This window comes from Maridesulfovibrio sp. FT414 (assembly GCF_050916235.1).
In the GTDB taxonomy this organism is placed as follows: Bacteria; Desulfobacterota; Desulfovibrionia; order Desulfovibrionales; family Desulfovibrionaceae; genus Maridesulfovibrio.
The window spans coordinates 4033259-4047046 of the sequence record NZ_CP104854.1 but is presented as its reverse complement, the minus strand read 5'-3'; the positions used below and the strand labels follow the sequence as shown (position 1 = coordinate 4047046).

Genomic DNA, 13788 nt, shown 5'->3' with positions numbered 1-13788 from the left:
TTAAAATAGAAATCATTTTTTCTGGTTTCATTTCCCAAGGTATCGACATTTGCCTCTTGCTCGTCTTTTCATTATTGCTCTTGAGAAAATCAACTTCTCGACTTCAATCCTATTTAAGAGGACAATATGAAATCGCGCTTTTTAAAAATATCCATACGGTCTCTTCTGGCTGCAATAGTTCTCAGCACCTCTATCTCAACAAACATATTTGCCGCTTCTACCAGCAAGCAGGAATCCTTTGAAACCTGGCTTGAAAAATATGGCGCCTGGGACATACTTGAAAATAATTATTCAACAGATGCCGGGTCCCCCGACCTTATCCTGAAAAGAGCAGAGACGGCCTATAATCTCGGACGATTCTCTTCGTGCCTGGAAATTCTGCAAAGCACACCCTCTTTTGAAAATAAAAAGCAGGAAGTAAGTAGACTTTGGTTAGGCGGACAGGCTCAAAGATCACTTGGTGACCCCGTAAAAGCAGTAATCTGGTTCAGTCAGGCTGCAAGACTCATGGATACAGAGACCATGGTTGCGAGATTTACAGCTGAGCCTTACCTGAAAAGTGTCTGGTTTGATGTCTGGAGGGCCTTGTTTTGGGGCAGCTTCGTTACCCCTGAATCATCACGTGAAGCCCGTGAGATGCTGCTTTCGCAATCTTTCAATCAGGCTGAAAAAGTCTGGCCTACAGCTTATTTTGTCATCAACAGCAAGCCGGGACTTAATGTTCTGAACGCAACTTCCGGCTTGCTTCCGGAAATTGGCAATGCAACCGTAGTTTCAGAAAATGACCGGATACTGATAGCTCAGTCTCTGGCTTCTGCAAGCCTTGGCGAATGGGATAAATCCACTGAAACTTTAGAAGGCCTAAGCAACTCTACAGTCGGAACTTTCTGGCAATCTGTAAACAAATTCCTTGAAACTGGAACCTCTCCTGAAAACATGACTGATTTTGAGTCCGGCAATCTTGTCAGAGCCCAGGCTTTTTTCAAAGCAGGGGTACTTGATCCTGCCACGGCCAGCCCTGCCCTTTGGCAGCTTGTGGCTCCCCCCTCTCCTGCTTGGTCCGCATTTCGCAAAAAGCTTCTTGAGATGGAACCGAATGAAGCACTTGAAACTATTGATCGGGAAACGGGGTCTATGCTGCTTTCTACTGAGCTTGTCGGAGCCCTGCAGAATTATCGCTTTGCCTTTGCACTTTTAAGCGGCAATCTGGAAGAGGCTGAATCGGTATGGAAAAAACTGGACAATGACAGGCTGCCAATGAGCTTGAGAATTGCTGCAGCAATTGTCTTCAGGCCCCCGCTTGCAAAGGTACTGAACAGCAGCGATCAGGGTCAAAACGATCATCTTTTTATAGTTGCCAATCTCTGCGAAGCTGCTGGAGTTGACTACTTCCCCAGCACAAAAATGCCTTTCTGGCACTCGTTCTCCTCGACTGAACTGAACCAGAAAATCAATGTCTATCCCTTGGATAGGCTGCTCCTTTTCACCGAATTAAATATGGCTGCTGACCTTAAAATGGACGAAAGTTTAGCCCGCCGTAGCGCATTTTTATTTCCAGGCTCTGAATTGGGAGCACGCAGCTTCATTTATCTGGCAGAGAATGCGGCTCAAAAACGCGATTTCAACCTTTCAGCATTTTACCTCAAACGGGTAAATCAGGATAAATTCGGCCCAAAAATTAGACTAAAATGGCTTGCAGCAGCAGTGGAGTACAACCTTTCTGCAGGAGAAGATGCCAAGGCCCTTAAGGGGTATAATGAAATTCTTGATTCAGGCGGAACCCTTTCCCCAGAAAAAGAATTGAAATTGGCACTCATGATTCAGCAGAAAGGAGACTTGAAAAAAGCTCAAGCCATACTTGAAAGAATCTGGGAAAACAAAAACGGATTGAATGATGAATTGAAAGCTGAAATCCTATTCTGGATAGCTGAAGGAGAACACGCCATGGGGGATAAGGAAAAAGCCCTGAAACATTACCTTGAGCTTGCCTGGGAATTTCCCGAACAGAACATATGGGCAGTTACCGCCATGTACCGCGCTTCCATGATTTACGAGCATAAGGGGCAGTTTGAAACCGCTAAACGGTTTTTGAAAACTGTCATAAAAAGGGCTGACCGCAAAGCTCAGAAAGAAGCAGCCGAAGCACGGCTTAATGCCATTGAAGGAAAACTGACACAGGCTGTAACCGGCAAGGAAACTTCTTTTCCTTTTTAGCCTAACCTTTTCCCGTGAGGACGCCTCCAGTGATCTGAAGAAGCTCTTTTGATTCTCCTTTTCGTAGGGCAAGTCCTAACTCCAGAAGTCAGCCATGAGAAGTCAGATTCACATGATATTTAAAAGCCCTGCCGATAAATTCAGCAGGGCTTTCTACATAATTACTGTAAGTTGGCCAAATGGTCTCTGCCAACACCAGCAGATGACTCAAACAGATTCAGCTTCAACGTCCTAAACAGGCAACTCCTTCTGGGATAGAACAGACCATTTCTCAACATATGGGCTCTTTTCAGGACATAAGCTTCAAAATTGTCGCACACATCGCACTTACTGCTGTCGAAATGGTCTGTTCCGGAGGAGGACAGAATCTGCTGTTATGCAGGCTGGGCGGGTTGATACCCTTCTGCTGAAACAACTCCATTTCCTCTGTCTGGGTAGCCCCGGTAAAAAAGAGACAGCAGGGAATTTCATCAGCAAGCGCAGTCCTGAAAAGAGAAAAATCCTCGCTCCCCATAACCATCTCGGCCTCAAGGCAAAATTCAGAGCCAAGCTGCTCAGATACAGCCTCCCTGACCTTTGCAGCAAGAAAGCTGTCATTTACAGTTGCAGGTAACTCCCCTTCTTCGTCCAGCTCAATTATCGGAAGCAGTTCTTCAGGGATATCCATTGAAAGGGCCTCGTACCGGCAAATCCGCTCAATGGATTTCAGAATTCTATTGCGCCCGTCTTCATTGAAAAATCTGGCGGTGACTTCCAGCTCAACCTTTTCAGGAATAATGTTGGATCTGGTTCCGCCATGTATGGACCCGACAGTAACCACAGCCGGATCAAGGGGGCTGAACTCCCGACTGACTATAGTCTGCAATGATGTAATTATCCGGGCAGCCAGCACCACCGGGTCACGACTCTCCTGTGGTATGGCACCATGCCCCCCTACTCCACGCACAATTAACTTGAGCTGAAAAGTTCCGGCCATTATCGGCCCGGGACGAACGGCAATCCTGCCAGCCTCAATTTTTGGAAATACGTGCGTCGCCAAACAAAAATCAGGACGACCGAACTTTTCAAAAAGCCCCTGCCTTATCATATCTCTTGCCCCGAACATGGATTCTTCAGCAGGCTGAGCGACAAAAAGGATCCGACCTTGCCAGCTTCCTCTCATTGCGGACATAACTCTGGCACTTCCGATAAGAGCGGCCATATGGACATCATGGCCGCAGGCATGCATCACACCTACTTTATTTCCTGCAGCATCTTCCGTCACTACGCTGCTGGCGTAATCCAGCCCGGACTCCTCGGTTATAGGCAGGGCGTCCATATCTGCCCTGACCATAATTGTCGGCCCGGTCCCGTTAACCATTTCACCGACAACACCATAACCACCGAAATTACGGGTGACCTGAAGTCCGCATTCTTCAAGCTTTTCTGCGATAATAGCGGCAGAATTCCTCTCCCTGCCGGAAAGTTCCGGATTGGCATGCAAATGCTTGTACAGACTAACTAACAGAGGAAGTTCATCCTTGACTTTTTCATTCAGATTCATTCAACTTAACATCCTGTTATTCTTTATTCTCTTTATTCAATCCTCGGGCTGAAAACTCCGTGTGCGCCCTTCTTTTGGCATCTTCAAGAATAGGGTGAAGCAGACCGACAATATTCCTGACATTGAGATTCTCAGCTTCCTTTGAGCAAAGCAGTACATCCAGTGCATCAAGCCCATGAAAAATATATTCAACACTTTTTTTAATATCGGCCATTTTTAGTCTCCTTTTTATCAAATTTATGTATAGTCTCGATTAACAGAAATTGTATTGGCTGTAATTGGCGATGTCTACGAATAAATGAGATTTTCCGGTCATTTTTCATGATCGGTAACAAGGTTGGAGTTATGTCATATAAGGTAGTTTTCCATATCGACTGGGATGACGACCAAACACTGAGAATGGGGTTAGCAAATATGATTAACCTCCTCAATGATGGCGATTCAAGTGGTTCTGAAATTCATATGGTGGCAAATGGTCATGCCGTTCGCCTCTTCCGCAAAGAATTTGCGGAAGGCAACATGCATCAGATTGAAGAACTGAACTCTAAAGGAGTCAGATTTTGTCTCTGCAACAATTCCATGAATAAATTCAACTACAAAAAGCAGGATATGCTTGATGCCTGCGAAATTGTCCCTGCAGGAGTCGCAGAGCTATGCAAGCTGCAGGCTTCCGGCTGCGCATACATAAAACCATAAAAAAAACCGGCGACCCTTTACGGGTCGTCGGTTAATACTTTTCTGGATAACGCTATGTCTAAATTAGAATTGAAAACTTAACACCCCACTAACACTGCTTCATAGTCCTCTTGGTGCTCTGAATTCTTTCCGGTTTCTTACTGAATTTTTCAATAATTCTCCTGAAATCTTCCATTAGTAGATGGGCGAGATCCATACTCATGCCTTCTTTAACAACAATTCGAAGGACGGCATCATCCTCGCAGTTTTCAGGCATAGTATAAGCTGGAATGAGCCACCCTCTATGTCGCAACATTTCCGAGACTCCGAAAACGTCAAAACCGGTTTCAATATCTCGACGAATGCGAAAGGTGATCAAAGGCATTTTCAGCTCAGGTAAAAGGCTCTCAAATACACCGGTTTCTTCAAGTGAACCTTTAATAAATTTTGCCGTATCCATACAGGCCTGCATTACACGGGTATACCCTTCTCTCCCAAGTCGGATAAAATTATAATACTGGGCCACAACCTGATTTCCGGGCCTTGAAAAATTCAGGGCAAAAGTGGGCATTTCTCCCCCCAAGTAGTTCACCCTGAAAATAAGATCTTCAGGCAACTCTACCGCATTGCGCCAGATCGCCCAGCCGACCCCGGGATATACCAGCCCGAACTTATGACCAGACACGTTTATTGATTTCACCCACTTCAACCGGAAATCCCATTCAAGATCAGGTGCTATGAACGGGGCAATAAATCCACCGCTGGCCGCATCAACGTGCAAAGGAATATCAAATCCGGTTTCGGCATTGAATTTTTCAAGCGCATCATTGTATTCTTTAACCGGCTCAAATTCACCGGTATGAGTAGTTCCAAGAATTGCTACAATCCCAATTGTATTTTCGTCACAGGCAGCAATAACGTCTTCAGTTTTCATGCTGTATCTGCCATCTGAAACAGGAATCAGCCGAGGTTCTACCTCCCAGTAACGGCAGAATTTTTCCCAGCAGACCTGAACACTTGAACTGATAATCATGTTCGGCTTGTCTGTAGATTTCCCTTTTTCTTTCATCCTTTCGCGCCACTTCCACTTAAGGGCCATCCCACAGAGCATGGCTGCTTCACTGGATCCGGTTGTAGAACATCCACAAGCGCCGTTTTCATCTGGAACATTGTAAAGGTCGGAGAGTATATGAACACAACGATCCTCAAGCTCGGCAGTCTGTGGATACTCGTCCTTGTCGATCATATTCTTGTCGAAAGTATCGGCCATCAACTGGCGGGCCTCATCCTCCATCCAGGTAGTTACGAACGTTGCCAGATTTAACCGGGAGTTACCGTCGAGCATAAGCTCATCCTTCACTAAAGCATAGGCATGGCGAGGATCAATGCTGTTTTCCGGCAATGAATATTTGGGTATCGGATCCTCAAGATCTCGTGATCCGTATACCGGCATTATGTAGTTCCGACGGTCCTCAATGTCCTTTTTGTTTTTCTTAATATGATGCAACATGGTCAACCCCGCTGTGTTTGCGTGCGTCTTTGACAACAATTCAACTAAAATCCAAATAACCACCTGACATATAAACATATTGGAAAATGTGCCGCAACTGGTTTACCATAAGAAAACTCACTAATTCTAAAACGGGCTATCCTGTACGGTCAAAAAATCAAACTGCAACCAACGTAATTTTCAACAATTTCTCCAAATATTCGCATAACATTCAAATAGTTATTGCTTTTATGTTCAATCTGGCAGGAGAAACATGAGACCACCTGTTTCTTGAAGACAATCAGTCGGTACTTGATGCCATCCGCATGACGGTCACCACCATAACAATCATTGAATTAGGAGAGAAACACGATCTATCTCCCTTCGGAAGAATCTTTACAATAATTCTGATATTTGCAGGGCTTGGTCTTGCAGCAGTGCTCGTTGCACAGCGGCATAAGTCATTGTACAGTCGTAATTCGAGAATCGGGCATCATTGTCCTCTTCATCAATGTAACTACTGTTTCAACTAGTTATAACAACAAATTAAATAATGGAATTAAGCACCATGCCATCAAATCTGCTTACTGCAATCCGTGAAGAGCTCGAACAACTGGCCGACCCAAGCCGAGCAGAAGATATGCAACGCTACATGAAATCACAGATGCCATTCTACGGCATCCAAACTCCGATCAGACGCAAGTCCTGCCATACTGTTTTCAAAAAAAATGGACCTTGGAATTTTGATAAATGGAGTGAGGCAACGCTTGAATTATGGCGCAATGCCCGATACCGAGAAGAAAGATATGCCGCAATAGATCTAGTTGACTGGAAACCGAGTAAGGCATTCCATACATGGAATGCCCTTCCGCTATTTGAAGAAATTATTGTAACAGGAGCATGGTGGGATTATTGCGACAACATGGCAAGCCCACTAGGAAACATACTGCGCAGCACTCCTGAGCAGATGAGAAGAGAAATGCTGAACTGGTCTAAGGACGACGATATGTGGAAACGCCGCTCGTCTATTCTCTGCCAATTACGTTTCAAAGATGAACTCGATTTCGATTTTCTCAAACATTGTATTGAGCCAAGTATAGATTCAAAAGAATTCTTCCTGCGCAAGGGGATCGGCTGGGCCTTACGCGACCATGCCTGGACCTATCCGGCAGAGGTAAAAAAATATGTCGAAGACAATTCGGAACGATTATCCGGATTAAGCAAGCGTGAAGCTCTCAAGAACATGCACAAACTTTTATAGGCTATCTGCCCAGTTCCTACCGGATATATAAATTTATAGCATGAGCACTTATCTAATATTGTCGAGTAAAATATATAAAAACAACACAACAGTCACAAAAAAAGGCTGAAACTTAAGCTTCAGCCTTTTCTCTGTTGCATGGTGCCGAGGGGGGGATTCGAACCCCCACGGAATTTCTTCCACTGCCCCCTCAAGACAGCGTGTCTACCAATTCCACCACCTCGGCTTGAGGTGTTCTGTGTAAGAACGTCTCGGTGAAGAAGTGTTTACGGAAATCTGTAACTCTTTGCAAGATGTTTTTGATAATAATTTGATATTTTTTCTCGCAATTTGACTAATTAAATCAAGAAGAAAGACTTTGCGGAATCCAGAATTGTCAGCTGCTTAATTAAACGTGTACTCAACTCTCGCCACGCACATTCATCACGGATTAGCCTCAGAAAAGACTTTCCTTTCACCCGAAGGGACATCCAGACAAAGCCGCGAAAAAACGATTCTGGACACATTTCAGGCGTTATAATTCATTACAAAGATTACAATTACAAAAAACAGTTATCATCACAACTCCAATTCATTCTTACAACCTTCCTGCAACAACAGGCCTAAAATCCTATTCCCAAAATCGACAGCCAATATGCTCACGTAACCAAGCTTTTCCATTAAACAACCTAGTGGCAACACGTTTAAAATTCTATTCCAGACAAAATGATGAGAAGGTCTCATAACCAACCAAATGAAATGCTACAGACGAATCAAAAGACACAGTCTGGCTGACACACAAAAACAACTCCAGCTTAAGCCATCATGTTTGCGGAAATACCTTGCAACCAGCCTTACTCCACAAACATCATGCTAAAACTCATAATGCCATACAAACGCAAAAAGGGCCGGAACTTTCGTTCCGGCCCTTCGTCTGTTGCGTGGTGCCGAGGGGGGGATTCGAACCCCCACGGAATTTCTTCCACTGCCCCCTCAAGACAGCGTGTCTACCAATTCCACCACCTCGGCCCTGAGGTGTTTTGTTCAAAGAACGTCTCAACGAGGAAGTTTGTAACTATCTTTGAACTTATTTGCAAGCTTTTTCTGCAAATAATTGCTCATAATATTTAGGTTTTTCTTTCGAAGCACCTTCTATTCAGATGGTGCCGAGGGGGGGATTCGAACCCCCACGGAATTTCTTCCACTGCCCCCTCAAGACAGCGTGTCTACCAATTCCACCACCTCGGCTCTGAAATATGAGCTGTATATTAAAGAACTTGTATCTAAGTCTTTAAAGCTATCTTAGATGCTTGGTCTACTCAGCTTTAGGAGCTGCAGGTTTTGCAGGCTCTTCAAAAGTGACCGCGGGCTTCTCAGCTTCGGGAGTGATGATTGTGTCGCCCTTAAGCATCACGGATTCATCAGAAATCCTGTTGCCGGAAAGAACGTTGTAGCTCAAAGAAGTTACCAGAAAGATCGCTGCGAGAAACGCGGTGATCTTGGCCAGCATTCCGCCGGCTCCGGTGCTTCCGAAAACAGAGCCGCTACCTCCGCCGAAAATAACCCCCATGTCTTCTTTGCCGCTCTGAAGAAGAACGAAGATGATTAGAAAGACACAGGCGATAACGTGTACAGTAATTACGAGCGTTTGCAAAGCTTTTTTTCCTTTTTTTTTCACCGGGATTAAGGTGAATTTCTAAGCCAGAGCAATCTGGCTGAAACTTTCACCGTCCAAGCTCGCGCCTCCTACCAATACACCGTCCACATTGTCAAGTGCAATTATCTGGGCGCAGTTGCCTGGTTTAACACTTCCACCGTATAAGATACGTATTTCATTGGCTTTTTCAGGAAAAATCTTTTCCAGTTTTTTTCTAACAAAACCATGAGCTTCTACGATTTCACCTTCTCCAGCCACCTCTCCGGTACCGATAGCCCAGACAGGTTCGTAAGCGATAACCACAGTTTCAGAGGCAAAATCAGCAGGAACATTTTTAAGACCAGCTTCAAGCTGCCTATCAATGACCTTCTGAACTTCACCGGCTTTACGTTCTTCAATGGTTTCACCAATGCACAAAATCATGGAAAGGCCGTTTTTAAGACCAAAAGCGACTTTCTCTCCTACCAGCTCATCGGTCTCCCCCATAATGGAGCGACGTTCGGAATGACCGGCAAGAGCGTATACACAACCCACATCCTGAAGCATTCTCGGAGAAATTTCGCCGGTATATGCACCCTCTTCTGCGGGATAGAGGTTCTCGGCACTCAAGGAGCAATTCTGCTTGCCTGCGAGCACTGAGCCAACGGTTTCAAGGGCGGTGTACGGAGCTGCGATAACAACTTCACGGTCAGTCGGAAGCTTGCCATCGATTCTGTTCATTAAGTCTTCCGCGGTAGCCTTGGCTTCAGCGCGGGTTTTATACATTTTCCAGTTGGCTGCCATTAATTTCTTCATTAGCTGTTCTCCTTGAGTGCTTTGAATGCGGGAAGTTCTTTGCCTTCGAGGAACTCAAGGAAAGATCCGCCTCCTGTGGATATGAATGTGAATTTCTTTTCGAGACCGGCCTGATGAACAACCGCATCGGTGTCACCGCCGCCTACAATCGTCGTTGCGTCGTCAAGATCAGCCATGGTCTGGCAAAGCTTGAGGGAACCTTCAGCGAAAGCTGGTTTCTCGAAAAGCCCCATGGGGCCATTCCAGACAATAGTCTTGGAAGCCTTGATCACATCACAGAATTTCTTGATGGACTCAGGTCCTATATCAAGCAGCATTCCGTCTGCAGGAACGTTGTCGCCATCACAGATGCCCTGCGCAGTTTCAATGTCAGTACCCCAGACAAAATCAACAGGGAGATGCAGCGTTGTTCCGGAAGAAGCAGCTCTCTCCAGAATTTCCTTTGCGGTGTCTACAAGGCTTTCTTCCACCAGAGATTTACCTACGTCCTTGCCCTGTGCAAGCAGGAAGGTATTGGCCATGGCACCGCCGATGATAAAATCGTCAACCTTTCCGATCAGGTTGTTGAGAATTCCAAGCTTGGAGGAAACTTTAGCACCGCCTGAAACCGCAATATACGGCTTACGGGCATTCTTGAGAGCTTCACCAAGATATTCCCACTCAAGCTTGAGCAGGAAACCGGCGCAGCTTACTTTGGCAGCGTAGGGAACGTCTACAACTGAAGCGTTGGCTCGGTGAGCCACGCCGAATGCATCGTTCACATAAATATCAGCAAGGGCAGCCAGCTGTTTGCCGAAATCGCCCCTTTCTTCAGGGGTCTTGGCCTGCTCTTCAGCATGGAAGCGCAGGTTTTCAAGCATCATAACCTGGCCGGGTTTGAGTTCGGCAGCCATTTTCTCTACCTCGGGACCAATGCAGTCGGGAGCCAGGGGAACTTCCATTCCGAGGTATTCACCAAGACGTTTTGCGGCAGGAGCAAGACTCAGTGAGTCAACTCTCTTGCCTTTGGGTTTGCCAAGGTGGGCCATGACGATAACCGATGCTCCTTTTTCAAGGGCATATTTGAAGGTGGGGACAGCGGCCTTGATGCGGTTGTCGTCAGTGATGGTTTCGCCGTCCAGTGGGACGTTGAAATCAACTCTCATCAGCAGTTTTTTTCCTGCAATGTCAAGTTGGTCAATGAAGCGCATGATCACTCCGTGTTTTTTGCTGTTTTTAATTGGTTAAAGCCGTCAGATTTCCAAGTCATACAGATGGGCGTCTTCCCTGGTGTCGGGATAATAATTCTTCCTGATCCCGACTTTCCTGAAGCCCAGACTTTCGTACAGCGCAATGGCCGGATGGTTTGTTTCTTTCACATCCAGCAAGCCTCGTTTGATCTCCATTTCCCTGCACTTCCGCAATAGCTTAAGCATCAGTGCCTTACCAATTCCCCTTCGCCTGAAATCCGGGTGTACACCCAGATTCAGAACTTCCATTTCCTCCAAAATGATCGAATAGGCCAGGTATCCGACCAACATCCCCTCTTCCTCACACCCCAGAACGTAAAAAGCCTTTCTTTCCAGGCCGAGCCTGAACTGCTCTTCAGTCCAATGATATTCGAAACAAGTGGATTCCAATGCCCGAAGCTGTGAGATATGCTCCGTTCCAAGTTCAATTATATTATGATCGCCGGTGATGACTTCTATGCTTTTCATAATGTAGAATTTCTGTCAGTAACCCAAGTTTAGTAACGGTCACATCAAATCAACGAGAACCCTTTACACCCGATTCCGGCAAATTGAAAGAACAGCTAATGTATAAAACAAATACTGAATCAAAAAAAGTGAAAAAACAAATAACACTCGTCGAGGTGGTCGATGACCGGGATCGCCCCTTGAGCAAAATGGACATCAGGGAGGTTCACCGCCAGTCCCTTCTCCACCGCTCTGTGATTGTCTTGATCTATGACGCGGGAGGCAAAATCTATCTGCAGAAAAGAAGTGCCGCCAAAAAGCTCTATGCCGGCCGGTGGGATATTTCCGCCGGGGGACACGTTTATGCTGGAGAATCTCGAGAAGACGCAGCTCTTAGAGAACTTGATCACGAGCTTGGCATCAGGCAGACAACACTGCGTATGATTGAAGAGATCGCCGCCTCAGCAGAAACCGGCAACGAATTCATTTCCATATATATACTTGAAAAAGTGAATTCAATACCCAAAACAAATCCTGAAGAGGTGGAATCAGGATATTTTTATTCCAAAAGTGAATTGAAGTGGCTGATCAGTGAATATCGGGAACTGCTGACCCCGGCACTGGTCTTTCTGCATGATCAGGGTATTCTTTTCAAATTCAGGTAGATTTTAACGCCGCTATGAGCAGTGAATCCACCTGCTCATGAATTCCTGGTCCTGCAGCCAGAATATTGGGAGCATAAAGATTAAATGCCTGTCCCCCATAGCTGCTGACCTGCCCCCCGGCCTCCTCGACCAACAACCATCCAGCTGCGGTATCCCAAGGCTTCAGACTGTTTTCATAAAAAGCATCATACCTTCCGCAGGCAACATAAGCCAGATCAAAAGCCGCAGCACCGGGACGGCGCACACCCTGCGTGCACAGCAGAACGTTGCGCAACGCCGCTGTGATGAAATCCACATGTTCCTCAATGGCGTAGGGGAATCCGGTGGCAACAAGAGAATCCTCAAGAGCATCACATTCCGAAACATGAATCGCGTCCCCGTTCATGTACGCCCCGCCACCCCTGACGGCAGTAAAAATTTCACCCATCAACGGCAGGTTTATTATTCCAAGAACGACGCGGTCATCCTGCCATAGGGCTACAGATGTAGCCACAAACGGAAGCCCGTGGGCAAAATTGGTTGTTCCGTCAAGGGGATCGATAATCCACGTCAGGTTTCCAAGTGTTGCATTTCCGGAAGTTTCTTCAGCTAAAAAAGTACTTCCCGGAAGAATTTCTGAAAGTTGTGCTTTAAGAAATTCCTCCACAGCAAGATCTGTCTCTGTGACAAGATCAATTCTGCCCTTATGCTTAATCTGCCTTGGTTTGCGGGAATTTTCTCGGATGATTTCACCGGCAGCGAGAACTGTACGGGTAGCATTTTCAAGTATGGATTTCATGACTATGCTAATTTATATACACTTTCTCAAAACCGAGGCCTTTCTGCAGACTAAGGCCCGTTCCGCGCACAACGGTGGTGAGGGGGTCGTCGTCTATAATGACCTTAAGAGAACTTTCACGGTTGATAAGCCTGTCCAGCCCCTTGAGCAAAGCTCCGCCTCCGGCAAGCAGCAGGCCGTTGTCAGCAATATCAGCAACCAGTTCCGGCTGTGTATTTTCAAGGGCCACCCTTACGGAATGGACAATGGCCGCCACGGGATCAGCTATCGCCTCCCTGATCTGGGCATCGTTGATTTCGATGGATTTAGGCTTACCATCGATTAAATTACGACCGGAAATAGTCATGGTAAGAGGCTGGGGAAGTTCTATTGCCGAGCCGATCTCAATCTTTGCCCTTTCAGCGGTATTCTCGCCGATAAGAAGCTTGAACTTGTCCTGCACGTAGCGCATGATGGCAGTATTCATCTCATCTCCGGCCACGCGGACAGACTGGCTGTGCGCAATGGACGAAAGGGTAATGACTGCAACCTCAGTGGTTCCGCCACCAATGTCCACAACCATGTTTCCTTCGGGCAGATGGATGTTCAGTCCGGCACCGATGGCTGCGGCCATGGGCTCTTCTATCAGGCGAACTTCCCTTGCTCCTGCCTGCTGGCCGGATTCAATAACCGCCCTTTTTTCCACCTGAGTGATCCCGGTGGGAACACAGATGATAATCTTGGGCTTAACCAGATTCATCCCGCTGATCGCTTTACGGATGAAATAGGCGATCATCTTCTTGGTCACTTCAAAGTCGGCAATAACACCGTCTTTCATGGGCCTGATGGCCTTGATCTTGTCCGGTGTGCGACCAAGATATTCCTTGGCTTCCTTGCCTACAGCTATGACAGAATCGTCACGGGCGTCCAGAGCTACGACGGAGGGCTCATTCAGAATGATTCCGTCCTTGGGCGTATAAAGCAGGGTGTTGGCTGTTCCGAGATCCATGGCAAGATCCTTGCCCAGAAAACTCATAAGTTTAGCCCAGATCATATGTCAAACCTCTTGCATGAAGC

Annotated in this window: 14 protein-coding genes and 3 tRNA genes; 5 read left to right on the top strand and 12 right to left on the bottom strand. The window is 46.4% G+C overall.

Annotated elements, in window-relative coordinates; genetic code table 11:
* Positions 1–126: 126 nt before the first annotated feature.
* Positions 127–2214, top strand: coding sequence for a tetratricopeptide repeat protein (locus N7E73_RS17960; RefSeq protein WP_432736302.1), 2088 nt, complete (start codon positions 127–129; stop codon positions 2212–2214).
* Between the two features lie 289 nt (positions 2215–2503).
* Here the strand turns inward: N7E73_RS17960 and N7E73_RS17955 are convergent, their stop codons facing one another.
* Together N7E73_RS17955 and N7E73_RS17950 are read right to left on the bottom strand one after the other, a co-directional pair.
* Positions 2504–3757: a M20 metallopeptidase family protein gene (locus N7E73_RS17955; RefSeq protein ID WP_432736301.1), complete on the bottom strand. Its 1254-nt coding sequence runs from the start codon at positions 3755–3757 to the stop codon at positions 2504–2506.
* A gap of 16 nt (positions 3758–3773) precedes the next feature.
* The gene (locus tag N7E73_RS17950; protein ID WP_432736300.1) at positions 3774–3971 is read right to left on the bottom strand and encodes a hypothetical protein; all 198 of its coding nucleotides are present in this window, start codon (positions 3969–3971) and stop codon (positions 3774–3776) included.
* Positions 3972–4078: 107 nt separating this feature from the next.
* Here N7E73_RS17950 and N7E73_RS17945 point away from each other — a divergent pair, with 107 nt between their 5' ends.
* Positions 4079–4453: a DsrE family protein gene (locus N7E73_RS17945; RefSeq protein WP_432736299.1), complete on the top strand. Its 375-nt coding sequence runs from the start codon at positions 4079–4081 to the stop codon at positions 4451–4453.
* An 88-nt stretch (positions 4454–4541) separates the two neighbouring features.
* Here the strand turns inward: N7E73_RS17945 and N7E73_RS17940 are convergent, their stop codons facing one another.
* Complete coding sequence (locus N7E73_RS17940; RefSeq protein WP_432736298.1) at positions 4542–5942, bottom strand: glutamate decarboxylase; 1401 nt, start codon at positions 5940–5942, stop codon at positions 4542–4544.
* A gap of 263 nt (positions 5943–6205) precedes the next feature.
* Between N7E73_RS17940 and N7E73_RS17935 the strand changes: the two genes are divergently transcribed.
* Both N7E73_RS17935 and N7E73_RS17930 read left to right on the top strand, forming a co-directional pair.
* Positions 6206–6454 (top strand): potassium channel family protein, encoded by a 249-nt coding sequence (locus N7E73_RS17935; RefSeq protein ID WP_432738886.1) that lies wholly within the window; start codon positions 6206–6208, stop codon positions 6452–6454.
* A gap of 35 nt (positions 6455–6489) precedes the next feature.
* The gene (locus N7E73_RS17930; RefSeq protein WP_432736297.1) at positions 6490–7182 is read left to right on the top strand and encodes a DNA alkylation repair protein; all 693 of its coding nucleotides are present in this window, start codon (positions 6490–6492) and stop codon (positions 7180–7182) included.
* Positions 7183–7321: 139 nt separating this feature from the next.
* Here N7E73_RS17930 and N7E73_RS17925 read toward each other — a convergent pair.
* The 7 genes from N7E73_RS17925 to rimI all read right to left on the bottom strand — a co-directional run bounded on the left by N7E73_RS17925 (position 7322) and on the right by rimI (position 11310).
* Positions 7322–7408 (bottom strand) — tRNA-Leu (locus N7E73_RS17925).
* 695 nt (positions 7409–8103) lie between these two features.
* Positions 8104–8190, bottom strand: a tRNA-Leu gene (locus N7E73_RS17920).
* Between the two features lie 132 nt (positions 8191–8322).
* Positions 8323–8409 (bottom strand) — tRNA-Leu (locus tag N7E73_RS17915).
* 67 nt (positions 8410–8476) lie between these two features.
* Positions 8477–8815, bottom strand: a complete 339-nt coding sequence (secG, locus tag N7E73_RS17910) for a preprotein translocase subunit SecG (RefSeq protein ID WP_432736296.1) — start codon at positions 8813–8815, stop codon at positions 8477–8479.
* Positions 8816–8857: 42 nt separating this feature from the next.
* Positions 8858–9613: a triose-phosphate isomerase gene (gene tpiA, locus N7E73_RS17905; RefSeq protein ID WP_432736295.1), complete on the bottom strand. Its 756-nt coding sequence runs from the start codon at positions 9611–9613 to the stop codon at positions 8858–8860.
* Positions 9613–10803 carry a phosphoglycerate kinase gene (locus tag N7E73_RS17900; RefSeq protein WP_432736294.1) on the bottom strand — a complete coding sequence of 397 codons (1191 nt, stop codon included), beginning with the start codon at positions 10801–10803 and terminating at the stop codon, positions 9613–9615. The genes tpiA and N7E73_RS17900 overlap by 1 nt, the downstream gene beginning before the upstream one ends.
* Before the next feature lie 42 nt (positions 10804–10845).
* Positions 10846–11310 (bottom strand): ribosomal protein S18-alanine N-acetyltransferase, encoded by a 465-nt coding sequence (gene rimI, locus N7E73_RS17895; RefSeq protein ID WP_432736293.1) that lies wholly within the window; start codon positions 11308–11310, stop codon positions 10846–10848.
* 128 nt (positions 11311–11438) lie between these two features.
* Here rimI and N7E73_RS17890 point away from each other — a divergent pair, with 128 nt between their 5' ends.
* Positions 11439–11954, top strand: coding sequence for an NUDIX hydrolase (locus N7E73_RS17890; protein WP_432736292.1), 516 nt, complete (start codon positions 11439–11441; stop codon positions 11952–11954).
* Here N7E73_RS17890 and N7E73_RS17885 read toward each other — a convergent pair.
* Positions 11947–12732, bottom strand: a complete 786-nt coding sequence (locus N7E73_RS17885; RefSeq protein WP_432736291.1) for an inositol monophosphatase family protein — start codon at positions 12730–12732, stop codon at positions 11947–11949. The two genes, N7E73_RS17890 and N7E73_RS17885, sit on opposite strands and share 8 nt — an antisense overlap.
* Positions 12733–12739: 7 nt before the next feature.
* Complete coding sequence (locus N7E73_RS17880; RefSeq protein WP_432736290.1) at positions 12740–13765, bottom strand: rod shape-determining protein; 1026 nt, start codon at positions 13763–13765, stop codon at positions 12740–12742.
* Positions 13766–13788 lie beyond the last annotated feature (23 nt).